Source organism: Chryseobacterium sp. SSA4.19 (assembly GCF_022601875.1).
Classification (GTDB): domain Bacteria; phylum Bacteroidota; class Bacteroidia; order Flavobacteriales; family Weeksellaceae; genus Chryseobacterium.
The window spans coordinates 40,469-64,835 of record NZ_JAKVIP010000002.1 but is presented as its reverse complement, the minus strand read 5'-3'; the positions used below and the strand labels follow the sequence as shown (position 1 = coordinate 64,835).

At 36.8% G+C, this 24,367-nt stretch carries 25 protein-coding genes and 1 tRNA gene; 14 read left to right on the top strand and 12 right to left on the bottom strand.

Translation table 11 applies throughout. The features are described 5' to 3' along the window. Positions 1-7 precede the first annotated feature (7 nt). The 4 genes from rpsT to MKJ01_RS01800 all read right to left on the bottom strand — a co-directional run bounded on the left by rpsT (position 8) and on the right by MKJ01_RS01800 (position 2,393). Positions 8-262, bottom strand: a complete 255-nt coding sequence (rpsT, locus tag MKJ01_RS01815) for a 30S ribosomal protein S20 (protein ID WP_048510903.1) — start codon at positions 260-262, stop codon at positions 8-10. A gap of 67 nt (positions 263-329) precedes the next feature. Next, a complete protein-coding gene (locus MKJ01_RS01810) occupies positions 330-650 on the bottom strand; it encodes a hypothetical protein (RefSeq protein ID WP_241611378.1) in 321 nt (106 codons plus the stop codon). Between the two features lie 327 nt (positions 651-977). Then, positions 978-1,049 (bottom strand) — tRNA-Glu (locus MKJ01_RS01805). A 57-nt stretch (positions 1,050-1,106) separates the two neighbouring features. Continuing rightward, positions 1,107-2,393 carry an N-acetylmuramoyl-L-alanine amidase gene (locus MKJ01_RS01800; protein WP_241611379.1) on the bottom strand — a complete coding sequence of 429 codons (1,287 nt, stop codon included), beginning with the start codon at positions 2,391-2,393 and terminating at the stop codon, positions 1,107-1,109. 66 nt (positions 2,394-2,459) lie between these two features. Here MKJ01_RS01800 and MKJ01_RS01795 point away from each other — a divergent pair, with 66 nt between their 5' ends. The 3 genes from MKJ01_RS01795 to MKJ01_RS01785 all read left to right on the top strand — a co-directional run bounded on the left by MKJ01_RS01795 (position 2,460) and on the right by MKJ01_RS01785 (position 5,947). Beyond that, positions 2,460-5,048 (top strand): putative LPS assembly protein LptD, encoded by a 2,589-nt coding sequence (locus MKJ01_RS01795; protein ID WP_241632441.1) that lies wholly within the window; start codon positions 2,460-2,462, stop codon positions 5,046-5,048. Between the two features lie 66 nt (positions 5,049-5,114). Then, positions 5,115-5,495, top strand: a complete 381-nt coding sequence (locus MKJ01_RS01790) for a RidA family protein (protein ID WP_241611382.1) — start codon at positions 5,115-5,117, stop codon at positions 5,493-5,495. After that, entirely contained in the window at positions 5,495-5,947 is a 453-nt protein-coding gene (locus MKJ01_RS01785) for a hypothetical protein (RefSeq protein WP_241611384.1), read from the top strand. The genes MKJ01_RS01790 and MKJ01_RS01785 overlap by 1 nt, the downstream gene beginning before the upstream one ends. Positions 5,948-6,007: 60 nt before the next feature. On the opposite strand, the gene MKJ01_RS01780 is transcribed toward MKJ01_RS01785, so the two are convergent. Then, positions 6,008-7,540 carry a trypsin-like peptidase domain-containing protein gene (locus tag MKJ01_RS01780; protein WP_241611386.1) on the bottom strand — a complete coding sequence of 511 codons (1,533 nt, stop codon included), beginning with the start codon at positions 7,538-7,540 and terminating at the stop codon, positions 6,008-6,010. A gap of 327 nt (positions 7,541-7,867) precedes the next feature. Between MKJ01_RS01780 and MKJ01_RS01775 the strand changes: the two genes are divergently transcribed. After that, on the top strand, positions 7,868-9,235 hold the full coding sequence (locus MKJ01_RS01775) for a rhodanese-related sulfurtransferase (RefSeq protein ID WP_241611387.1): 1,368 nt from the start codon (positions 7,868-7,870) through the stop codon (positions 9,233-9,235). Between the two features lie 35 nt (positions 9,236-9,270). Beyond that, positions 9,271-9,819: a 5-formyltetrahydrofolate cyclo-ligase gene (locus MKJ01_RS01770; RefSeq protein ID WP_241611388.1), complete on the top strand. Its 549-nt coding sequence runs from the start codon at positions 9,271-9,273 to the stop codon at positions 9,817-9,819. On the opposite strand, the gene MKJ01_RS01765 is transcribed toward MKJ01_RS01770, so the two are convergent. Continuing rightward, positions 9,765-10,349, bottom strand: coding sequence for a hypothetical protein (locus MKJ01_RS01765; RefSeq protein WP_241611389.1), 585 nt, complete (start codon positions 10,347-10,349; stop codon positions 9,765-9,767). The genes MKJ01_RS01770 and MKJ01_RS01765 overlap by 55 nt on opposite strands. After that, positions 10,333-11,511 carry a hypothetical protein gene (locus MKJ01_RS01760; protein WP_241611390.1) on the bottom strand — a complete coding sequence of 393 codons (1,179 nt, stop codon included), beginning with the start codon at positions 11,509-11,511 and terminating at the stop codon, positions 10,333-10,335. Before MKJ01_RS01760 ends, MKJ01_RS01765 begins: the two co-directional genes overlap by 17 nt. 183 nt (positions 11,512-11,694) lie before the next feature. On the opposite strand from MKJ01_RS01760, the gene MKJ01_RS01755 reads away from it, so the two are divergent. Further along, a complete protein-coding gene (locus MKJ01_RS01755) occupies positions 11,695-11,964 on the top strand; it encodes a hypothetical protein (RefSeq protein ID WP_241611391.1) in 270 nt (89 codons plus the stop codon). Positions 11,965-12,041: 77 nt separating this feature from the next. Here the strand turns inward: MKJ01_RS01755 and MKJ01_RS01750 are convergent, their stop codons facing one another. The 5 genes from MKJ01_RS01750 to MKJ01_RS01730 form a co-directional block, all read right to left on the bottom strand. Next, on the bottom strand, positions 12,042-12,809 hold the full coding sequence (locus MKJ01_RS01750) for an RNA methyltransferase (protein ID WP_241611392.1): 768 nt from the start codon (positions 12,807-12,809) through the stop codon (positions 12,042-12,044). A gap of 96 nt (positions 12,810-12,905) precedes the next feature. Continuing rightward, positions 12,906-14,414 carry a DNA recombination protein RmuC gene (rmuC, locus tag MKJ01_RS01745; RefSeq protein ID WP_241632435.1) on the bottom strand — a complete coding sequence of 503 codons (1,509 nt, stop codon included), beginning with the start codon at positions 14,412-14,414 and terminating at the stop codon, positions 12,906-12,908. A 209-nt stretch (positions 14,415-14,623) separates the two neighbouring features. Then, positions 14,624-14,869 carry a hypothetical protein gene (locus MKJ01_RS01740; protein ID WP_241611395.1) on the bottom strand — a complete coding sequence of 82 codons (246 nt, stop codon included), beginning with the start codon at positions 14,867-14,869 and terminating at the stop codon, positions 14,624-14,626. 163 nt (positions 14,870-15,032) lie between these two features. Then, a complete protein-coding gene (pncB, locus tag MKJ01_RS01735) occupies positions 15,033-16,211 on the bottom strand; it encodes a nicotinate phosphoribosyltransferase (RefSeq protein WP_241611397.1) in 1,179 nt (392 codons plus the stop codon). A 93-nt stretch (positions 16,212-16,304) separates the two neighbouring features. Then, complete coding sequence (locus MKJ01_RS01730) at positions 16,305-16,781, bottom strand: Dps family protein (protein ID WP_241611398.1); 477 nt, start codon at positions 16,779-16,781, stop codon at positions 16,305-16,307. A gap of 104 nt (positions 16,782-16,885) precedes the next feature. Here MKJ01_RS01730 and MKJ01_RS01725 point away from each other — a divergent pair, with 104 nt between their 5' ends. From MKJ01_RS01725 to MKJ01_RS01690, 8 genes are all read left to right on the top strand, one after another. Next, positions 16,886-18,475, top strand: coding sequence for a hypothetical protein (locus MKJ01_RS01725; protein ID WP_241611399.1), 1,590 nt, complete (start codon positions 16,886-16,888; stop codon positions 18,473-18,475). Positions 18,476-18,584: 109 nt separating this feature from the next. Further along, on the top strand, positions 18,585-18,998 hold the full coding sequence (rpsL, locus tag MKJ01_RS01720) for a 30S ribosomal protein S12 (RefSeq protein ID WP_241611400.1): 414 nt from the start codon (positions 18,585-18,587) through the stop codon (positions 18,996-18,998). A gap of 23 nt (positions 18,999-19,021) precedes the next feature. Continuing rightward, a complete protein-coding gene (rpsG, locus tag MKJ01_RS01715; protein ID WP_034962875.1) occupies positions 19,022-19,498 on the top strand; it encodes a 30S ribosomal protein S7 in 477 nt (158 codons plus the stop codon). A gap of 6 nt (positions 19,499-19,504) precedes the next feature. Further along, positions 19,505-21,622, top strand: coding sequence for an elongation factor G (gene fusA / locus MKJ01_RS01710; RefSeq protein WP_241611401.1), 2,118 nt, complete (start codon positions 19,505-19,507; stop codon positions 21,620-21,622). A 16-nt stretch (positions 21,623-21,638) separates the two neighbouring features. Beyond that, entirely contained in the window at positions 21,639-21,944 is a 306-nt protein-coding gene (gene rpsJ / locus MKJ01_RS01705) for a 30S ribosomal protein S10 (RefSeq protein ID WP_002661363.1), read from the top strand. A 163-nt stretch (positions 21,945-22,107) separates the two neighbouring features. After that, complete coding sequence (locus tag MKJ01_RS01700) at positions 22,108-22,758, top strand: GLPGLI family protein (protein WP_241611402.1); 651 nt, start codon at positions 22,108-22,110, stop codon at positions 22,756-22,758. 198 nt (positions 22,759-22,956) lie between these two features. After that, positions 22,957-23,790, top strand: coding sequence for a GLPGLI family protein (locus MKJ01_RS01695; RefSeq protein ID WP_241611404.1), 834 nt, complete (start codon positions 22,957-22,959; stop codon positions 23,788-23,790). Positions 23,791-23,862: 72 nt separating this feature from the next. Next, complete coding sequence (locus MKJ01_RS01690; RefSeq protein WP_241611407.1) at positions 23,863-24,357, top strand: low affinity iron permease family protein; 495 nt, start codon at positions 23,863-23,865, stop codon at positions 24,355-24,357. Positions 24,358-24,367 lie beyond the last annotated feature (10 nt).

The following is a 24,367-nucleotide window of genomic DNA, read 5'->3' as shown; positions in this document are numbered from 1 at the left end:
ATACTTATTAAGCCAGCTTATTAACGTGCTTAGTTAATTTGCTTTTCAAGTTAGCTGCTTTGTTTTTGTGGATAATGTTTTTCTTAGCTAATTTATCCAATAAAGAGATAACTTTTGGCAATTGCTCTGCAGCAGCAGCTTTATCCTCTTCATTTCTTAACACTTTCAAAGCTGTTCTAGCAGTCTTGTGGTAATATCTGTTACGAACTTTTCTAACTTCGTTTTGTCTGATTCTTTTTAATGCTGATTTATGATTTGCCATATCGTTCAAATGTGAGTGCAAAAGTAAAACCTTTTTTTTAATCTACCAAATTATTTTTTTAAAAAAATTAATTTTCATCTGATAAATATTTTCTGAGTTTATCAATTGCCTGTTCTATTTTAATATTCTCTTCTTCTCTTTCTAATTTTTTGATGGTGCTCTTAAGCATAACCATCGCATTGTTCCATTCGCCGGTGGTATTGGTAAAAGTAAATCCGTCAATCGTTACTTCAAAATCGACTCTTTCGCCTGTCCTGTAAAGCCTGAAACTTATTTTATCATCACTGCCTGCTATTCCGTCCTCATTGATCTTTAAATCGTAACTTTTCGGGTCAGAGTGGATTTTCTTAAAAAGAAGTTTTGCTTCCTGTATCTTTAAATCCGGCATGATCTGAAATTTGGTATCTGCAAAGACTTAAATCTTCTTTAAATACGGTTGTATTTGCAGTTAACTTAATGTCCCTGTTAGACGCTGCAAATATAATATTTTTCTGATATTAAAAAAAATATTCACTACATCATATTGCTTTTTTTGCTTCTGTCTGTGATTTGTTGTCAATTCTCATTTAATTTTTTTTAAACCTACCTTGAAATATAAACAGTTATGAACCAGACAACGTTTTGTTTCATGATCATTGTTATAACAAAGATGGCTGAGCTAGACTATTGGAAATAAAAAAAAGCCCTGTAAAGAGCTTTTTAATAGTCGTATGCGTAGCCTATAGGGGAATCGAACCCCTGTTGCAAGAATGAAAATCTTGAGTCCTGACCACTAGACGAATAGGCCAAATTTTGAGGTTGCAAAAATAGCCATTACCTTTTTAACCACAAAATTAATTTTTTATTATTTAAAAACTTTTTGAATGACAGTGTTTTTAATACCTTTAGCTTCAATATCTTTCTGAAGCTTCACCGCATCTTCCAATGTATAAGCTTTTCCGTATGTATAATAAAAAACGCCGCTCTCCTTATTCCTTTCCACATCTTTCAGGGTCTGCAGAATAAATGAATTTCCATTCAGTTTGTCTCCGCTGTACACTTCAATCGTATAATATCCTGCATTCATTTTCTGATTAGGCATAAATCCTACCGCATATGCATTTCTGAAACCTGCATCTTTAGCTGTTTTAATATTGATATCCCTTACCGAAGCCAGGTTTGTTACCCCATAATAATATTTGTACTGCCCGTTTTCTTTAATCGGTAGGATATAATTCAGTCCTTTCAATGCAGGATCACCTTCATTAAACTTTGTAGGGGAACTTATAAGTAAGATCCTGAAATCATTTTTTAAGGCAACTTCTACAGGTTTCTCAGGCTCAGGTTTTTTCACAACATAAGAGTTGCCTGATTTCCTGTCAACTGCTTTTTTGTAATCGATAATTGCTTTGTAAATACTTTCCGAAATTTCATCCTGTCCTTTTTCTGAAGCCAAATAATGGCTTTCCTCCGGATGGTTGATAAATCCTGTTTCAATAAGCACGGAAGGCATCGCATTCATACGGAGAACGTGAAGGTTCTTCTGAAATACGCCTCTTGAAGTTCTTTTGTCCTTATTAACGAAGTTGTTTTCCACCAGTCCTCCCAGCAGGAGACTGGATTCCAGATATTTACTTTGCTGAAGCTTAAGGGCAATCAGGGATTCCGGTGAACTTGCATCATAAGAACCGAAGGTCTGTCTGTCTTTTTCATCCAGGAAGATCACATCATTTTCCCTTTTGGCCACTTCCAGATTAGTGTCATTCTGGTCCGGTCCCTGTACAAAAGTTTCCGTTCCGTAAGCTGTCGGCTTTTTTGATGAATTACAGTGGATGGAAACAAAAAGATCTGCTTTGCTCCTGTTGGCGAGATTGGTTCTGTCCGACAAAGAAGGGTATTCATCGATCTTTCTGGTGTAGATAACTTTAAAATCTTTATTTTTTTCAAGCATGGCACCCACTTTCAGGGTGATAGCAAGAGTGACATCTTTTTCTGCAATTCTTCCGATATCGGAATAGGTCCTATTGGCCCCATGATCACTTCCTCCGTGGCCGGCGTCTAAAACGACGATAAATTTTTTCTGTGAAAAAATAAAGTTACTGAACAGAATAAGGAGAAATGATAAAATTATTTTAAAATTTACTTTGTACATCTTACAGTGTTAAAAATTATATTAATTTTGGGCCTTAATTGTATACTATAAATATAACAAAATAAATTGGCCAAAACCGTCTCCAAAAATATATTACAAATTTTAATTATCCTAATTTTTAACAGTTTTTTAGCACAGCAAGTCCCTGAAAAATTGCCTGAAAATGTGGTTAATGATACTATTTCCAAGCAAGATACCATCGTGTTGAAAAAAGAAGCCTTGGAAGATGTTATGCAGACAAAAGCAGATAATCAGCGAAGGGATTTTCAGAAAAAAATGGTTTATCTGAACAAAAATGCTCAGGTAAAGTACCAGGATGTACAGATCGATGCAGATTATATCTCTATAGATGAAGAAAAAAGCCTCATGTTTGCCCGGGGCAAGCAGGATTCTTTAGGAAAGTTTACAGAACCTGCAGTCATTACACAGGCCGGGAAAAAATATGAAACCGACCAGTTCCAGTATAATACCAAAACCAGACAGGCCATTGCTTTCAATGCCAGGACTGAGGAAAGCGAAGGGGTGATCGTGGCAGAAAAGACAAAAAAATATAACGATTCCGTATTCGCAATGAGACGGGCCAATTATACCACAGATGATTACTTCATAAAGAAAAAAGACACGGCAGCGGATTATCACCTGCGGGCTTCCAATATTAAATTAGTGAAGACCAAAAATAAATCTTCCATTATTTCGGGACCGATCCAGATGTATATTGAACAGGTTCCCACACCTTTGATCATGCCTTTTGCCATCCTTCCTTTTTCATCCAAAAGGTCTGCCGGTATTCTTATCCCGAGTTTTGGGGAAAGACAGGATGTAGGATTTTTCCTGAATGGAATTGGTTACTATCAGCCTGTCGGCGAGCATTTTGATGTGAAAGTCTTAGCCGATATTTATACAAAGGGAAGCTGGAATTTAAGGCCTGAAATGAATTATGTGAAAAAATACCGGTATTCAGGTAATTTTTCTGCAGATATGGGAACAGCGGTCCGCGGTATCAAAGGCCTGGATGATTACGGAAAGACAAGTACCTACAGGATTGCTTGGAGACACACCCAGGATACAAAAGCCAATCCGTTTCTTACCTTTTCCGCTTCGGTGGATATTGTAAGCACCAAGTTTTATAACAATACCTTGAATAATAATTACATTCTCAACCAGAATGTTCTGAATACCCAGCAAAATTCTACCGTAACAATTACCAAAAGATTTTTGAAGCTGCCGGCCACGATCACAGGTACTGCTTCTTATTCCCAGAACTTTGCGACAGGACTTGCAGATCTTCGTCTTCCACAAATGAATGTGGCGATCAACCAGTTTTATCTTTTCAAATCAAAAACCGGAGTGAGACAGGGGTTGTTGGAAAACATTACGGTAAATACAGGTCTTAACCTGACGAATTTTGTGCAGACCAATGAAGGGGAACTTTTTACTGCAGCAATGTGGGAAAAAATGCAGACCGGACTGAAAAATAATATTGCCTTAGGAACCAATACAACGGTAGCAAAATATTTTACGTTCAGTTTAGGAGCTAACATAGACAATGCCTTAACCACTAAAACGGCAAATAAATTCTATGATCCTATTCAGAACAAAGTCGTAACGGAAACGGACAAAGGAATTTCAGGGTACTCTACCTTTTCTACTACGGCAAGCCTTCAGACTACTTTATATGGAATGCTGAAGTTCAGAAAGGGTTCTGCCATTGAAGCTATCAGGCATATGATGACCCCAAGCGTAGGATTTACCTACTCACCCGATTTCGGCGGATCCGGTTTCGGATACTTCAGAAATTACTATGATGCCAGCGGGGCTTTGACGCCATATTCCATTTTTGAAGGAGGAATTATAGGAAGCCCGACCAGCGGAATGGTTGGGGCATTGGGTTTCAACATCGGGAATAATATAGAAATGAAGGTGAAGTCTAAAAGTGATTCCACAGGAGTGAAAAAACTGAAGATTTTCGAATCGTTAAACCTGTCCGGAAGTTATAATTTTGCGGCTAAAGACCATCCCTGGTCCATCATCACGATCAACGGACAGTCTTCTTTCTTCAATAATAAATTAAGCGTCAATACCAGTTTGTCTCTAGATCCGTATAAAGTTATTTATCTTCCCGGCCAGGAAACAGGAATCAGGACGGAAGATTTCGGCGGATTTGGGATACAGGGCTTCAATGTTCAGATGTCATATCCTTTGAGCAGCGAAATATTCGGGGAGAAAACGGATTATGCTAAAAAATACAAAGCAAAAGGGGAGATCAGAAATGAAAATTATTATTTTGATGATGATAATTATGCCCACTTCGACCAGGCCTGGACTTTAAATGTGAATGCCAATTATGCCTTCACCAAAAGTTCGGCATCAAGAACGCCGACGAGATTGGCATCTGTCGGGTTGGACGGAAGTTTAAAATTAACACCTTTCTGGAACATCAACGGCAGCACGCATTACGACATGGTGACAAAACAACTGGCTTATACAAGAATAGGTTTTTCGAGAGATCAGCGAAGCTTTACCATTAATTTCAACTGGGTTCCTTTCGGCCAGTATAAAGTCTATGATTTCTTTATCGGGATCAAAGCCAATATCTTAAGTGATGCATTAAAATACAAAGACCGAAGTTTTACGCAGCCTAATGCTCCATTTTAGCATCAGATTTGATATCTGGTATAGAAATAGAATATAAATTTTATATTTGCACCCAAAATAAATTCTATGAAAGAAATAATCAACACGGTGAATGCTCCTGCTGCAATCGGCCCTTACTCACAAGCCAATATGGCAAACGGTATTCTGTACATTTCCGGACAAATCCCTGTAGATCCTGCAACCGGAAAATTGGTGGAAGGTATTGAAAAGGAAACCCATCAGGTAATGAAAAATCTTGAAGCGGTTCTTACAGAAGCTGGAATGACCTTCAAAAACGTGGTAAAGGCAACTATCTTCCTTAAAAGTATGGATGATTTTGCTGTAATGAATGATATCTATGCTTCTTACCTTGATGCGGAAAGCTATCCGGCCCGTGAAACGGTACAGGTTTCATGCTTGCCGAAAAATGTTGATATTGAAATTTCCATGATCGCACATCAGGATTAATGAATTTTTTAAGAAATACAATTGCGGTTATTGTAGGCTTGGGAATTGCCGGGCTGATCATTACTCTTGGAATAAGAGTGTTTCCGCAATGGGTTACTTTTGAAGCTTTTGCCCCGTTTGAACACTGGGAAAGATTCCTTCAGAGCATGCAGCATGATGACGCGTTTTTTGGCTTCCTTTTATTTGTTTCCGGATTGGGTACAACAGTTGGGGGAGTTGTTACTGCGATGATCGTAAAATATGCTAAAGTTGCCTATGCTATTCTTATCGGATTTATTATGCTGTTTATAGCCATGCTGGATGTTATTGTTTTTCCGTATCATCCTACATTTTACAAAATTTCTGTTTTCCTAACTTTTTTTCCATTTGCTTGGATGGGAGGTAAGATTGTAGAAGTTATCTATGAGCGGAAAAAGAAAAGGAGGATTGCTGAAAAAATGAATAGACCATAAAATAAAAACGCTGCAAATATTGCAGCGTTTTTTGATATGAAGTGAAGTTTAGAATCTTGATTAAGGCATTTTAAAACCTCTTGTATACATTTGCCCGTAAGCGTCTACAAATTTTACCGATACGTTTCCTGAATATTTATCAAGGATTTTTTCAACATCTTTTTGTGAATTGACAGGCTTGCCGTTGATTTCGACTACAATATAATTGTCTACGATTCCTATTTTGGCAATTTCGCTTCCCTCTGAGACATTGGTGGCGATTACTCCGCTATTTAATCCGTAATCCGTTTTGAATCTTTCATCCAAAGGTTTAAATTCAGCACCGATTTTTTCAGTTACGCTTAAATCAGCTTTTGTTCTGGCAGAAGTTCCTCCTTTCTGATCTCTAAGAGTAACAGCTGTTGTAGCTTCCTTACCGTTTCTTAAGTATGTTACCATTACTTTATCTCCTGGACGTTTGCTTCCGATAGCAATAGATAAATCTGCAAAATCCGTTACGGCTGTATTATCGATTTTCGTAATCACATCACCTGTTTTCAGTCCGGCATCTGCAGCACCGCTGTTATCCCCAAATCCTGTTACATATACTCCGGATCCTGCTTTGATATTGGTTTTATTCTGCTTGTTATAGCCAGCTACCTGCATGTCGTTAGATAAGTCAAGAGAAGTTACTCCAAGGAATCCTCTCTGTACGATTCCGAATTTCTTTATATCTTCAACAATTTTTCTGGCTAAATTTGAAGGTACAGCAAATCCGTATCCCTGATAATAACCGGTTGTTGACTGAATAGCAGAGTTAATTCCGATCAGGTCTCCCATCGTGTTTACCAGTGCGCCTCCTGAGTTACCCGGATTAATGGCTGCATCCGTCTGGATAAAGCTTTCAATTGGATTAGCTGCTTTACCTTGTGAACCCAGTATTCCGATTCCTCTGCCTTTTGCAGAAACAATTCCTGCGGTTACTGTTGAGTTCAGTCCAAGAGGGTTTCCTACAGCAAGCACCCATTGTCCTACCTCAATATTATCTGAATTGGCAAAATTTAAATAGGGCAATCCTTTTTCCTCGATCTTTAATAATGAAATATCCGTATTAGGGTCAGTCCCTACTAAAGTTGCGATATAAGATTTTTTGTTACTCAGGACTACCTCAAGTTTATTGGCACCAGCTACTACGTGATTATTGGAGATAATATAGCCGTCCGGCGAAATAATAACTCCTGATCCCATCCCTGAAGGCATGTTATCGGGCATCTGCTGTTGCTGTTTCTGTCTTTGCTGTCCTCTTCCTCCAAACGGATCCCCGAAAAAGAAATCGAACAGATCCTGTTCAGAAGCCCTGCTTGATGATCGTGATTGGTAGTTTTTAATTGTTACTACAGCCGGCACCGTTGTTTTAGCCGCTTTTACAAAATCATCGCCCACTGCTGCGGAATTCATTCCTGCAAACGAAACATTAGGTGCAGATTTGGTAAAATAAGACTGATCCCCATTGGCAGAATCATGCTTGAAGTATTGTAATGTTCCAACGGTAGTAGCTCCTGACATGACACCTACTACTGCAAATGGTAATAGTTTTTTTAAAGTACTCTTCATTGTATATCTTTCTTATTGTTTATATGAATTAATTTCTTGTTACTGTAAACAAATTTAATGCTAAATAAGTACATAATTATTGGGTGTTGTTTCAGCTTTAACTAAAATTTAACAGGATAAGCAATACTTTATACATTATGTCACAATTGTTAAAAATGCTGTTAACAAACATTAAAAAATTATTAAAGACAAAATGTCATATATAAGATGAATTGTCATACACAAAGTTAAAAATAAGATTAAACAATCAGACATTGTCATGTTTTATTGCTTTACTGAAATTCTTATATTTGCAAAAATATTTTTCTCACTTAAAACGTTTATAGCATGCAACTGTATAACACCTTAAGCGCAGAAGAAAGAGCTCAGCTTATTGATGAAGCCGGTAAGGAACGCCTTACATTGTCTTTCTATGCGTATGCCAAAATTGAAGATCCCAAAAAATTTCGCGACGAATTATTTATAGCCTGGAATGCTCTGGATGCGCTTGGCCGTATCTATGTAGCTCACGAAGGCATCAATGCTCAGATGAGTGTTCCTGCGGATCAGTTTGACGCTTTTCGGGATACGCTTGAAGTGTATGATTTTATGAAAGGCATCCGCTTGAATGTAGCTGTTGAGCAGGATGATCATTCTTTTCTAAAACTGACCATAAAAGTGAGGAATAAGATTGTTGCTGACGGTTTGAATGATGATTCTTTTGATGTGACCAATAAAGGGGTCCATTTAAAAGCACAGGAATTTAATACTTTGCTTGAAGATCCAAATACGATTGTAGTCGATTTCAGGAACCATTACGAGAGTGAAGTGGGTCACTTTGAAGGTGCAATCACGCCTGATGTAGAAAATTTCAGAGAAAGCTTACCGATTATCAACGAGCAATTACAGGATTTTAAAGAAGATAAAAACCTGTTGATGTACTGTACAGGTGGGATTCGTTGCGAAAAAGCCAGTGCGTACTTTAAGCATCAGGGTTTCAAAAACGTTTTCCAGTTAGAAGGAGGAATTATTGAATATACCCGTCAGATAAAAAATGAAGGTATAAAAAGTAAATTTATAGGGAAGAACTTTGTATTTGATCACCGTTTAGGAGAAAGGATCACAGATGATATTATTGCACAGTGCCATCAGTGCGGCAAACCGTGTGACAATCATACCAATTGTGCTAATGATGCCTGCCATTTGTTGTTTATCCAGTGTGATGAGTGTAAAACCGCGATGGAAAACTGCTGTTCCACAGAATGCCTGGAGATCATTCATTTACCATGGGATGAGCAGGTGAAATTAAGAAAAGGCTTACAGGTTGGAAATAAGATTTTCAAGAAAGGAAAATCCCCGGCACTTAAATTTAAAAAGTCAGGTGATTTGCCGGACCAGCCTCTGGCAAAAGCGGTAACAAAAGATATCCGTAAAAAAATAACAGTTAAAAAAGTTTTACTCGGAAAGGCGGAACATTATTATACAAAATCAAAAATTGCACAGTTTTTAATTGAAAACAAAGAACTTTCTGTGGGTGATAAAGTGTTGATTTCGGGTCCTACAACGGGTGATCAGGAAGTTACTATTACTGAAATTTTTGCCAATGGCGGTCCTTGCCAGACAGCGAAAAAGGGAGATCAGATTACCTTTGAACTTCCGTTCAGAGTAAGATTATCTGATAAATTATATAAAATCTTACAAACTGAAAATGTATAATAGGCATGTTAAAAGCTGAACTCAGGAAAAAATATATGCAGAAAAGAAAAGCCTTGTCAACTGATGAGGCTTTCTTATTATCTGAGCAGATTTTTAAGCGTTTCATTGATTATTTCAAACCCGTTACCGATCAGAAAGTCCATATTTTTATTCCGATCAGGAAATTTATGGAGATTGATACCCAAATATTTATTTATTATTTTTTAAGCCGTAACATCAGGGTTTTCGTTCCGAAAGTTGTTGACACGAAGCTCCTCTCCGTCGAAATTTTTAAGAATACTGTATTTGAAGTTGGAAAATGGGATATTTCCGAACCGGTTTCTGATAAGGATTCGGGATGTTTTGATTTTGATTACGTGATTACTCCTTTATTATATTGCGACCATGCAGGGAATAGAGTAGGATATGGAAAAGGTTTTTATGACGGTTTCTTCGAGAAAATTTCTGAAGAGTCAAAAAAAATCGGAGTTAATTACTTTAACCCCGATGAACGTATCGATGATGTCTGGGAAAATGATATTCCGCTTGACTATTTGGTTACGCCTACTGATGTGCTGTCTTTTTTAAGCAAGGGATTGGAATAGAAATTTAAAAAGAAAAATTTAAATTCCCGGTTCGTATTGGGTGTAGAAACAAGGATATACTGTGCACTTTTTTCAAAAGATCCCAATGACTTATTTTTATTGTCAAAGTATTCTACACTGAACTTAGCAAAATCAAGGGTATCTTTATTGTAAAAATCTTTATAAACTTCCAGGTTATTTACTTTTACACTTTTTACCTTCAGGCTGTCCAGCTCACTGAATAATTTTTTAAACGTCAGGCTATCGGGTTTATGGAAATAGCTCTGCATCTGGGAATAAATAACGGTGTCAATTTCCGTATTTCTTTTCCCTGAAAGATATAAAGTGGACAGGTCCAGAAGTTCCTGTACTTTTTGCTTGGTGATAAGGTTAATTGCTTGCGCACTGTCCATCTGTACTGCAGGATAGGTCTTTGTATTATTGCTGTTTCTGAGTTTGTCCAGATCACTTACTTCAGTCTTTTTATTATTACATGAAAATATGGCAAGAAATAATAAAGTGAAAATTAAAAAGTTATTTATTTTTTTCATCCGGGGCTGCAATTTTAAATTTAATGGAGATGATCTTTCCGTTGTCTTTTTTCATTTCTATCACACTAAGGTTTTTAAGTGAAGTCGTAGGCGTGGTGACAAGCGTAATGTATTTTTGCTTGTCAAGTCTTTCAATTCCGTAGGTGTTGTTGTCATATACCTGATAAATAACAGCGTTATTGCTGATCAGGTTTTCCAATTGGCTTCTTTTCTGCTTAATCAGAGCCAGCTGCTCATCTTTTGGTGCTCCCGTTACATCTTTAATGGAAAAATAATAAGCTGCCATTTTATAATCATCCGGCTTTAGTTCAATCATTTCTTCATCCGGAGCATTCTCAAGGCTTCTGTTGACCTCAAGGTATTCATAAAAAGGCGCGCTGATCTGCATTTTGAGGTTTTTATCCTTTGTTGAATAATAAAAGCACTCACCAGGCTTTATTTTATAGAGAATAGGGGATTCGTTTTCTTTAATAACTTTTATTTCAAGGGTGTTCAGCACACCGGCTCCGCGATCGGCATCATTGAAACAATATTTATATGTTTTAGAAAAAATAGCATCTTTGAATCCTAAAAGTCCGGTAATAACAATTAAAATCGACGTTAAAAAAATCCAGCCGCTCTTCTGAAAGAAATTTTTATGCTGTTTTAGAGGTACAGATGTCTCTGTCGTACTGATTTCTTTATTTTCATTAAGTTTCTGGTTTTCAGTAATTGAATTTTGTAAATTAATGTTTTCAATACTGTTTTCTGCTGTTTTTTTGACTGAAATGTCACTTTTAGGTAAATCGGGTGATGTACTAACTGCTTTTTCCTGTTCTTCTATATCTTCTTCGGATAATTCTTCATCATTCTGTAACAATTCTCCGGCAAAAAGATGCTGTTTTTTAAATTCGTACCAAGAGTCGTATCCTGCATAAATACTCAGTAAATTGAGCATGTCAATCCTTGGAAGTTTGGTGACAGGTGATGATTTAAAGTAGGTATAAAAGGATTTTTCACTAATGTTTCCTTTTGCTTTCTTACGCAGATCTTCCTGGAAATATATAATATCAATTCCCTTCCATTTCGAAATATCATCGTAGGAAGGGGTGTGTTCTTTCAGATATTGAGCCTGTACATCCTTTTTAAGTTGCTCAAAATGCAATAGATCTAAATCTGTCAATTTATTATTTAATAATTAAATTATTGATTTTCAGTAATGTTTGTTTGTAAAACTGTTTTACAAAGGTATTACAATTATTTTTCATAAACAAATTTTCTATCTGCTATACCTTTGTCTTGTTCAAATAACAGAACAGGAAAAAGATTTATATAACAATATTAACAAAATTAAATTTAATTTATTATGAAAAAGTCATTATTCGTAGCTGCTATCGCTGCAATCTCTCTAGTTGCTTGTAAAAAAACTGAAGCTAACTCTACTGAAGCTTCTAAAGATTCTGTAAACGCTGCTGCTGATTCAGCTACTACTGCTATCGATTCTACTGCTGATGCTAAAGTTGATTCAGTAAAAACTACTGCTGATGCTAAAGTTGATTCAGTAAAAGCTGACGCTAAAGTTGCTAAAGAAGAAGTAAAAGCTGAAGAGAAAAAAGAAGAAGCTGCTAAGAAATAATTTTAGCTTAAGCTTAAAAATAAAAGAACCGCTCACTCAGTGCGCGGTTTTTTTATGCTCTTATATTTTACATTTACTTAATCTCTTTTCTGTCTCAAAGCTTCATAGCATGTGATTGCCACGGCATTGCTCAGGTTTAAAGAGTCAATACTTCCTGTCATCGGAATTAATGTATTCTTTCCTTTCCCGATCCAGAAATCACTCAACCCTGAATGTTCTGTGCCAAATAAAACTGCGGATTTTTGCTTTAGATCTCTTTTGAAAAGGTCTTCAGCCGTTTCGTCCATGATGGTTGTGTAAATATTGAAGTTGTTTTTTTGCAGATAGTCAAAAGTCTGTTGGTTGTCAGCCTGAAATACTTCCATTCCGAAAAGGCATCCCACGCTTGACCGGATAACATTCGGATTATAAAAGTCTGTTTTACCATCTGAAACGATAAGCGCATCAATTCCGAAGGCCTCACAGCTTCTCAGGATGGCTCCCAGGTTTCCGGGCTTTTCAACACCCTCAACAATAATTACGGTTGCATTATCTTTAGGATTGAATAAAGAAAGGTCTGATTCCTTCGTTTTGTAAATTCCAATAATGCCCTCAGAACTTCCCCGATAGGCTATTTTTTCGTATATCTTTTCGCTTACTTCATGAACTTTTCCTTTAGGAAATTCTTTTCGGTAAACCTTTTCACAGATGAAAAATTCAACAGGTATAAAACCAAACTGTTGAGCACGTTCATTTTCCTGCTGGCCTTCCACGGCAAAAACTTCTGATTTTTTACGGAACCTGTTGTCGGTAAGAAGCCTGGTAAGGTATTTTATCTTTTCGTTCTGAAAGCTTTCTATTAACATACCCGCAAAATTATGTAAATTATCTGTAAGCTCTTTTGAAATTATATTTTAAATAAAAATAAACCCGGTCATAAGCCGGGCTGTTATACATTAATATTATTCATTTATAATATCCGATGAAGTCTGCGAATTTTCTACCAGGCTTGGCGGAAGGTCTTTTTTGTTTTTTATTCCTAAAGACTTTAATTTTTGCGTCTGTATAATGAGATTGTCATTTCCTGTTGAAAGCTGTTTGTATGCTTCATTGTACACATTCTTTGCCTGATCCAGATTTTTTCCCACTTTCTCCAAGTTGTCAACAAATCCTACAAATTTATCATAGAGCTTTGAACCTCTGTCCGCAATTTCCATAGAATTCCTGTTCTGGTATTCGCGTTTCCATAGATCGGCGATTAGCTTTAATGAAGTAATCAGATTGCTTGGGTTTAACAACAATATTCTTTTGTCATAGGCAAAATTCCAAAGATTCTGGTCTGCCTGCATGGCTGCAATGTATGCGGGCTCGCTTGGAATAAACATCATGACAAAATCCAAGGATTTTCCATAATCGTCATAAGCTTTCTGGCTCAATTGGCTAATATGGTTTTTGATGGATGATAAATGCTGATTCAGTTTTATTGAATAAATATCCTGATCTGTTTCATCAACAAGTTCTGTAAATGCGGTAAGAGAAACTTTAGAATCAATAATGACATTTCTTTCATCCGGATATTTTACCACAGCATCAGGCCGCATTTTCTTTCCTGAAAATTCTGAGAAGAGTGCTTTATTGTCTTCATCACGGAGTTCATGTTCGAGGAAATATTCCCTGCCTTTTACCAGTCCGGATTTTTCCAGGATGCTTTCCAGGATCATTTCGCCCCAATTTCCCTGGGTTTTGCTTTCGCCTTTTAGTGCCCGGGTTAGTTTTTTTGCATCTTCAGAAATCTGTTGATTAAGTTCGGCAAGTTCTCTTACTTTTTCTGCCAGTGAGAAGCGTTCTTTATTTTCTTTTTCATAGGCTTCATTTACACGGTTTTTAAGTTCTGTAATCCTTTCCTGGAAAGGTTCAAGAATCATTTTTAAATTATTCTGGTTCAGGGTGGTAAATCTCTCTGTTTTTTCTTCCAGGATTTTATTGGCAAGGTTTTCAAATTGCAGCTTTGATTCTTCCTGAATTTTGGTAATTTCCGCTTTTTGGGTTTCCAGCGATTCTTTCAGGCTTTCGTTAATGGCAATAAGCTCTGAATTTTTAGCGTAAATGTGTTGTTTTTCAGTGATAAGATTTTCTATTTGTGAGATTTGTCTGAGATTGAGTTGTTTCTGTTCCAGAAACTGAGTATTTAAAGAGGCGTGTTCTGCAGAGATTTTAGCAAACTCATTTTTAAGATCATTCAGAAGATCCGATTGCTGTAAGCTCAGCTCTTTTTCCTTACTGATACTCTGAGACAATTCCTGAATTTTCTGAAAATAATTTTCTGCATCTGAATTGTTTTTAATGTATAAATTATTCAGCTCATCATAAGAACTTCTTGAAACCATCGATGATTTCAGTGCAAAGTATAATATCACTGCACCAATTATTGCTCCTATAAGAAATCCTGCTATTAAATAGATCATCTCCATATTTCAAAAATACGAAAAGAAATAATGATTTGTTTTACGGGAAGCCGTAATCTTAAAATTGTAAGATTGTTTTAAATATCATTTATAAAGCTTTTGGCCGATGTAATTAAAATTTCGAAGTTCTTCCTGTAATATTGGAGTAGCAGTTCTGACAGTAAACAGTACAATTATTAAAAAAGCATCCTCAATTAAGGGATGCTTTTTTTTAATCAGGGTCCTACAGTAACAGGTACTTCAATTTCGGTTGGAGGACAAAATCCTGTGTTGATCATGCATTTTCCACCCATGCATCCATAGTTTGTCATTGAAGTGGTTCCGTCCGGACACCTGATGAGTGCCTCTCCGTATCGTGCACATTGCCCGTCAGAATAGCATTCTAAAGCAGGATAGAGTGTTCCTCCGAAAACATCTTTCAATGATTGTCTGGAAAGCTTAGTCAGATTGTTTTTTTTCATGGTTTAACTTTTAGTGATTAATAATTTGGGTTATAATGTTCTCAGGATGAGATTTATAATTTTAATATTTAGCTAAAATATGAAAAATAATCACTACTGTTTGATAAAAAATTAAATTACTGGATGTTTTTATTTCTATGGTAAAATAGAATCATCATTCTGCTTACTCTTTTATTCTCAGGAATTCTTTTGCCAGCTCAATCATTTTCGGATCTCCGGTATATTTTCCATGTTCATCAGAAAGTTTTACGGTCGGTATCCATTCCTTATTGGGAGCCTGTACGCCAATTAATTTCATAACAATATTCATAGGCTTTAGGCCGACATCATTGGTAAGATTGGTTCCGATCCCAAATGAGATCCCGATTTTTCCTTTACAGTAATTTGTAATTTCTTCTACTTTCTCAAGATTCAGGGCATCTGAAAAAATGATGTATTTAAAAAGAGGATTGATTCCGTGTCTTTGATAATGGGCAATGGTTTTGTCTGCGAATTCAAGCGGGTCACCACTGTCATGGCGTACACCATCGAAAAGTTTTGCAAATTTTTTATCAAACTGCTGGAAGAATACATCGGTTGTGTAAGTGTCTGACAATGCAACTCCCAGATCTCCCCGATACACATCTACCCAATGCTCCAGGGCCAGTTCATTGGCCATTTTAAAACCATATTCTGCTGCATGGAACATAAACCATTCGTGCGCATGGGTCCCGATAGGCTTTACTCCGTATTTCATTGCAAAATATACATTTGAGCTCCCGATAAATGCAGGATCATTTTTCTGAGTCAGAGCTTCCATGACCAAATTTTGAACTTTATAAGAATGTCTTCTCCGGGTTCCGAATTCCGCGAATGTAACGCCCAGTTTTGCTAATGTATCCGCTTTTTCCAGAGTTTTATTCATGACCACTTCATTGGAGTCTCTTTCCATATGGTTCATTTCGTAATGGAGCTCGCTGATTAAAGCCAATAATGGAACTTCCCAAAGTATAGTCCGGTACCAAAGTCCTTCGACGGTTACTGAAAGGTCGCCTCCTTCCTGGTGAATTTTTACTTCTGAAGGATCATAATGGTATCCTTCGAGGAAATCCAGGTAAGGCAAATCAATATACGGGCAGGTTTTTGCCATGAATTTTTTTTCGTCTTTCGTCAGTTTAAGTTCTGCCATTCTGTTTACGGCTTCTTTTAAAGCAGTGTCAAAACCTTCCGGAAACTGATGTTTTCCTCTGTTAATAAATTCATATTTTACAATGGAGCCTGGAAACAATTTCACCACAGCATTCTGCATGGTAATTTTATAGAAATCATTGTCTAAAATAGAGTTCAGTTGTACGGTGTGCATAATTGTGTAATTTATACGCAAATTTAATAATTAAAAATAAAATCACCTAAATGTAAGGTGATTTTTTCGATTTTTCTGATAAAATATATTGGGTTACTTTCCAAGATAAGAGTTGTACATCCATACTTCTTTTTCCTGTTCTGTAATATAATCGCTCATCTGGGAATTGGTTCCTTCGTCTCCGGCTTCATCAGTAATATCCAGAAGTTCTCTTTGCAGATCGATTACTACTTTAAACGAGTTAAGAATGTTTTCTACGCTCTTGTTTGCATCGCTGACTTCCTGGCTTTCTTTAATGGTTGCTACTTTAAGGTAATCGGAATAGTTGTGAGCCGGTATTGCGCCCAACGTAAGAATTCTTTCTGCAATTTCATCAATCTTTAAAACCAGATTGTTATAGAGCTCTTCAAATTTTGGATGCAGGGTAAAGAATTGATCTCCTTTGATATTCCAGTGCGATCCTCTTGTATTCTGATAAAAAACAGAATAGTTGGCTAAAAGGATATTCAGCTTTTCAGCAATTTTCTGGCAGTCGGCTTCCTGAAGGCCTATAATGTTCGCGTTTTTCATAATGATTTATTTTTTGATAGTACAAATTTAGTAAATATCATGCCGGAAATATATTTTTATGATTGATGGTACTTATCTTTGAAATTTCTATTATATATTTAAATATGATCATCTTCTCTAAAGTTTATTTTAAAGATTTCCTGCGGTCCTTTGGTATATTCTTTATTGTCTGTATAGGGTATTATCTTAATGTTGTTTCTAAAACAGACGGACACTATGTGTATGTTCTGGATGACGCCTATATTCATCTTGCGATGGCTAAAAAATTTGCTTTGTATGAGGTGTGGGGAGTGACTAAATATCATTTCTCCTCTACTTCTTCTTCGCCATTATTTACTTTTCTTTTAAGTATTCTGATTAAAGTTTTCGGAGATGAGGATAGTCTTCCTTTGTTTTTCAATGCAATAATTGGGCTTGGGGTTGTTTTTATTTTGACCCGATATTTTTCAGGTATTTTTTATCAGGCTAAATATGTTGTAACCGCTGTGCTTTTTACGCTGTTTTTTTCAGTGCTTCATTTACAGGTTTTATCAGGGATGGAGCATGTTTTCCATGTTTTTTTATTTGTGCTGAATATATTTTGTCTTTCAAATCTTAAGAACAGGGCATCTGTCTTTGGCTTTTACTTTTCTCTACTGCTAATGGGACTTGTACGGTTTGAAAGTATGTTTTATTTTGTGATTCTTGCTTTGGTTTTTGCTTTACTTAAGAAATGGAAAGAAGCATTAGCTATTATACTTGTCGGGTTTATACCGATCGCTGTTTTCTGTTATTTTAACGAGCTGCATAGTGGATATCTTTTCCCGAACTCCGTGGTGGTGAAAGGAACGAAATTCAATTTTGACTCAGGTATTCTTCCACAGCTTAAAGTCATCTTTCTTGATAATTTTCTGCTCAATACCAGCTTTTACAAAATCGGGCTTTTTCCTGTAATCATGTCACTGATCTTCATAATAAGGGATCGCAAAGGCAAACGTATTTCAGAAATAATACAGGACAATTTTCTTTTGATCATACTTTCTTTATTAATGATCTGTCATACGATGTTTGCTGATCTGAAAGGTTTTTTCCGGTATGAAGCCTATATCCTGGCAGGATTTTCCATGGCCTTGATTCCGCGGGTAAAAGGTTTTTTTGTAGATTTTAAAAATTATATCATTCGTGAAAAATTCGTTTCCGGTTTAATAATTATGAATCTTCTTCTTTTAATGTATAAATCTTTTGCTGCGCATCTGATGCTGGATAACGGCGGTAAAAATATTTATGAACAGCAAATTCAGTCAGCAAGATTTCTCCATAGCTATTATAACGATTCAAAAGTGGTAGCCAACGATATCGGAGCGATTACTTATTATACAGACATTCAATTGCTCGATATTGCGGGTCTGGCATCGAAAGAAACGATTCCTTTCAACGAAGGCAAGCGGCGGCCGGATAAGTGTTTTGAAGAATTCCTTACGCAGTATACGATTGACAACCGATATGATATTGCGGTAATTTATGATGAGTGGCTTCAGGGTCATATTCCAAAAAACTGGCAAAAAGCAGCTACTTTAAGCATTAGTAATCCCGTAGCGGTTTCAAAAGACCGGGTTTCTGTCTATTCAATAAATAAGGATGATCTCCATGCGCTTAAAGAAAATATCAGGAAATTTTCCTGGAACAAGAATGTTAAGGTTGTGATCATTGATTAATTGTAAGTGCTTGTTAATTAATTTTTAATAAAAAGTATAATTTCTTTCTGAGTACTTGTTAATTAAAAAATAATCATTAAATTTGCACCCTAAAATAAAAAGCAATTAAATGCCTACTATTCAACAATTAGTAAGAAAAGGAAGAGCCACGCTTGCCAAGAAGAGCAAATCGGCTGCCCTAGATTCTTGTCCACAAAGACGTGGTGTATGTACGAGAGTATATACAACTACACCGAAGAAACCTAACTCTGCACTTAGAAAAGTAGCAAGGGTAAGACTTTCTAACGGTAAAGAAGTTAATGCCTATATCCCGGGCGAAGGACATAATCTTCAGGAGCACTCGATAGTATTGGTTAGAGGCGGAAGGGTGAAAGACCTACCGGGAGTACGTTACCACATCGTAAGAGGTGCTTTAGACACCGCTGGTGTAAATGGAAGAACTCAGAGAAGATCTAAGTACGGAGCTAAGAGACCTAAACCAGGACAAGCAGTTGCTGCCCCTGCAAAAGGAAAGAAAAAATAATCATTAAATAAGGTACAGAAGCAATGAGAAAGACAAAAGCGAAAAAAAGACCGTTGTTACCAGATCCGAAATTTAATGATCAATTGGTAACGAGATTCGTAAACAACTTAATGCTTGACGGTAAGAAGTCAATCGCATTCAAAATTTTCTATGATGCATTGGATATCGTAGAAACTAAAAAAGGAGAAACTGAGAAAACAGCTCTTGAAATCTGGAAAGATGCATTAACTAACGTTATGCCTCACGTAGAAGTACGTTCCAGAAGAGTAGGTGGAGCTAACTTCCAGATTCCTATGCCTATCAGAGCTGACAGAAAGATTTCTATGGCAATGAAATGGTTAATTCTTTACTCTAAAAAGAGAAATGATAAGTCAATGGCTTTGAAATTGGCTAACGAAGTGGTAGCTGCTTCAAGAGAAGAAGGTGCTGCTTACAAGAAAAAATCTGATACTCACAAAATGGCGGAAGCTAACAAAGCTTTCTCACACTTTAAATTCTAATCTGAAATGGGTAGAGATCTTAAATTTACAAGAAATATTGGTATTGCTGCTCACATTGATGCAGGTAAAACTACCACTACAGAAAGAATTTTATTCTATACAGGGGTAAACCACAAAATTGGTGAAGTTCACGATGGTGCTTCTACAATGGACTGGATGGAGCAGGAAGCAGAAAGAGGGATTACCATTACTTCTGCTGCAACTACTTGTTCTTGGAACTTTCCAACTGACCAGGGAAAACCTGTAGCTGAAACCAAGCCTTATCACTTTAACATTATCGATACACCGGGACACGTTGACTTCACCGTAGAAGTAAACAGATCTTTGAGAGTATTGGATGGATTGGTATTCTTATTCTCTGCAGTAGACGGAGTTGAGCCTCAGTCTGAAACAAACTGGAGACTTGCTGACAACTATAAAGTAGCAAGAATGGGATTCGTAAACAAAATGGACAGACAAGGTGCTGACTTCCTTAACGTGGTGAACCAGGTTAAGACCATGTTAGGATCAAATGCAGTTCCAATCGTTTTACCAATCGGTGCTGAAGAAGATTTCAAAGGAGTTGTAGACTTAATTAAAAACAGAGCGATTATCTGGGATGAAGCAGGACAAGGAGCTACTTTCGAAGTAGTGCCAATCCCTGAAGACATGAAGGCTGAAGTTCTTGAATACAGAGAGAAATTGGTAGAAGCGGTTGCTGACTACGATGATACTTTGATGGAGAAATTCTTCGAAGATCCGGATTCTATCTCTGAAGAAGAAATAAACGAAGCGCTTAGAAAAGCAACGATTGATTTATCAATTATCCCGATGACTTGTGGTTCTTCATTCAAGAATAAAGGAGTACAGTTTATGTTGGATGCAGTATGTAAATACTTGCCTTCTCCATTGGATAAAGATGATATCAAAGGTACTGACCCGAGAACTGACGCTGAAATCACAAGAAAACCATCTGTAGATGAGCCTTTCGCAGCTTTGGCATTTAAGATTGCTACCGATCCTTTCGTAGGAAGATTGGCATTCTTCAGAGCATACTCTGGAAGATTGGATGCAGGTTCTTATATCCTGAATACCCGTTCAGGTGATAAGGAAAGAATCTCCAGGATCTATCAGATGCACGCTAACAAGCAGAATCCTGTAGAATATATTGAAGCAGGAGATATCGGTGCAGCGGTAGGTTTCAAATCTATCAAAACCGGTGATACGATGTGTGACGAGAAAAACCCGATCGTTCTTGAATCGATGGTTTTCCCTGATCCGGTAATCGGTATCGCTGTTGAGCCTAAGACTAAAGCTGACCAGGATAAAATGGGTAATGCATTAGCTAAATTGGCTGAAGAAGATCCTACTTTCACAGTGAGAACTGATGAAGCTTCAGGACAAACAATTATTTCCGGTATGGGTGAGCTTCACCTGGATATCATTGTTGACCGTATGAAGAGAGAGTTCAAGGTTGAAGTAAACCAGGGACAGCCTCAGGTAGAGTACAAAGAAAACTTAACAAAAGTTGCCCAGCACAGAGAGGTTTACAAAAAACAATCCGGTGGTAAAGGTAAATTTGCTGATATCGTATTTGAACTGGGACCTGCTGAAGAAGGTAAAATCGGTTTAGAATTCATTAATGAGATCAAAGGGGGTAACGTTCCTAGAGAATTTGTTCCTGCAATTGAAAAAGGCTTTAAAGCGGCAATGAAAAACGGTCCTTTGGCTGGTTTCGAAGTTGAAGGTATTAAAGTTACTCTTAAAGACGGATCTTTCCACGCAGTGGATTCTGATGCTCTTTCTTTCGAATTAGCTGCTAAATTAGGATTTAAAGAAGCGGGACGTGCTGCGAAGCCGGTAATCATGGAACCTATTATGAAACTTGAGGTAGTAACTCCTGAAGAATATATGGGTAACATTATTGGTGACCTTAACAAGAGAAGAGGTACGATCAGTGGACAAGAAGAAAAGAACGGTGCCGTTGTAATCAAAGGTTCAGTTCCACTTTCTGAAATGTTTGGATATGTAACGACTCTAAGAACACTTTCATCAGGAAGAGCTACTTCTTCTATGGAATTAGAGAAATACGCACAAACTCCACAAAACGTTGCGGAAGAAATCATTGCTAAAGCAAAAGGTTAATTTTTAAAGTAAAGAAATGTCACAAAGAATCAGAATAAAACTAAAATCTTACGATTACAACTTGGTAGACAAGTCTGCTGAGAAAATCGTAAAAACGGTAAAGGCTACCGGTGCTGTTGTAAACGGACCTATTCCATTGCCAACGAACAAGAGAATCTTCACAGTATTGAGATCTCCGCACGTAAACAAGAAGGCCAGAGAGCAGTTCCAATTATCAGCTCACAAGAGATTGATGGATATCTACTCTTCTTCTTCTAAAACTGTTGATGCTCTAATGAAATTAGAACTTCCTTCAGGAGTTGACGTAGAAATTAAAGTGTGATAACTTTGCCGGAAGATAGATGACGCAGGTCAGAAGTTTTTAAGCAACACCTTAAATACAAATCCCTTTTCGAAAGAAGAGGGATTTTTGTTTTTATAAAATATTAAATTAGTATCATGTATTGCAAGGTTCTGTTTATTGTGTATATTTGTAAAAATGTTTCATGAAAAAAATCCTGCTCTTATTGATATTGATTAGCCTGTCTGTATCGGCACAGACACACCGGTTTATTTATGATGTTATTTACCGCCCGGATTCCGCATCCGCAGAACTAAGAAAAGCAAATTATTATCTTGATATCAATCCTGATGATACATTTTATTATGAAAGATCTTTCTTTGTGAGCGATTCTATAGAAAAAGCATCGGGTTTGAGAACATTTAATGGAAAAGTAACCGATCTTTTAAGCAAAAAACGTAAAACCAATGAATACATGCTGTACAGCATTCAAAGCTTTGATATTTATCAATTAAAAGATGATCCAAAAATAAAGTGGAATATAGAAAAGGATACAAAAACATCTTCATCTTTCACATTACAGAAAGCTACTGCCAGATTCGCAGGAAGAAACTGGATTGCCTGGTTTTCCCGGGATTTTCCTTTTCAGGAAGGACCTTACAAGTTTCACGGTCTGCCGGGACTGATTGTGGAAATTTATGATGACAAAGAAAATTATCATTTCTCTCTGAACAAATCCGAAAATTTCAATGATACCCAATTTATAAGCTTTTATAAAAACGCGAAGGCGAGAGGTGTTGAAATTCCCTATTCAAAGTATAAATCGATGCTGTTGAGCTATTACCGGATCCTATAAAATTTGTAAACAGTGGGCAGATAGAAATCAATGAAGACCACAAACTCGGCTTAGATGACGGAAGAGTGATTTATAAGCCTGAAGAACTCCGCCAGTATGCACTCGAAGAGCAGCAGCTAATAAAAAAATATAATAATCCTATCGAGCTGGATAAAGCGGTCCTGTATCCGGAGATAAAAAAATAATATTAAAATTACTATGAAAAAGCTTTTACTCATTCTGATTTTGTTCAGCCTGACTTTCGCAGCGCAGACCCACCGTTTCATCTATGAATATCATTTAAAAACTGATTCAACATCATCTGAAAAAAGAAAAGTGAGCATGGTGCTGGATGTGAATCCGGACCAGGTAAAATTCTACAATTACGATTTTGTGGTGACCGATTCCATCAACAAAACTAGAGGGGAGAACAATGTTGTTTGGGATGACACTCCTGCGCTTACGAGAAAGAGGAATTCTACCGTTAATTCAAATTATATCATGATCCAGAACATGTTTGTGGTAGAGACTGATGATAAGATGAACTGGAAACTTGATGATGAAACCAAAACCATCGGAGGCTACCAGGTTCAGAAAGCCACGACCCGATACGGAGGCAGAAATTGGACCGCGTGGTTCATGAAAGACATCAATTTGAACGAAGGCCCTTATAAATTCAAAGGTCTGCCGGGGATGATTTTTGAGATTTATGATGACCGGGACAATTTTAAGTTTTCATTGGTGAAAAGCTACAAGATGCCAAAGACGTATGAGACACTGGAGATTCTTGAAAAATTCGGAGGCCAGAATCCTGTTAAAATACCAGAATCAAGACTTAAAAAAATGATGCTCGACAGTTACAATGACCCGCTTCATGAGTTTAAAGAACATTATAAAAACAATACTGATCCTTCCGCACGCTTCATGGTAATGGGAATTCAAGTGAAAAGCCCTGACCAGTTCAAAGATTTATCTGAAAAATTACAGAGTAATATAAGGAAAAATAATAATCCGATCGAAATAAGCAAAGCGGTTCATTACCCGGACAGATAAAAATTATTCAATCTTTTAAAACGCAGATTTCGGCGGAGTTTTTGATGTTTATGTGGTATTAAAATCAACACAATGTCAGGTTCAGATAAAAATGTCTTTGAAAGGTTTTCAAATTGGGCAACAAAATTTACGGGAAGTTCTTACGCTTTCATCGGTGCTACATTAATTGTTATCATATGGGCCGCATCAGGGCCGGTTTTTAAATACTCGGAAACATGGCAGCTGGTCATTAATACAGGAACTACTATTATTACTTTTTTAATGGTTTTTTTAATTCAGAAAGCTCAGAATAAAGATTCAAAAGCAATTCAGATTAAATTGAATGAATTGATTGCAGCCAATGAAAAAGCCAGCAACAGGATTGTAGATATCGAAGACCTGACAGAAAAAGAACTTGATCAGCTTCACTGCTACTACGAAAAGCTGGCTGATTTTGCAGAAGAAGATGAAGACATTCATGCTTCCCATTCTATTGACGCTGCACAAAGAAACCAGGATCATAAGGATGAACTTTTCAGAAAAAAACACGAAGAATGGCTGCAGATGCAAAAAAAGGAATCACACTGATTCCTTTTTC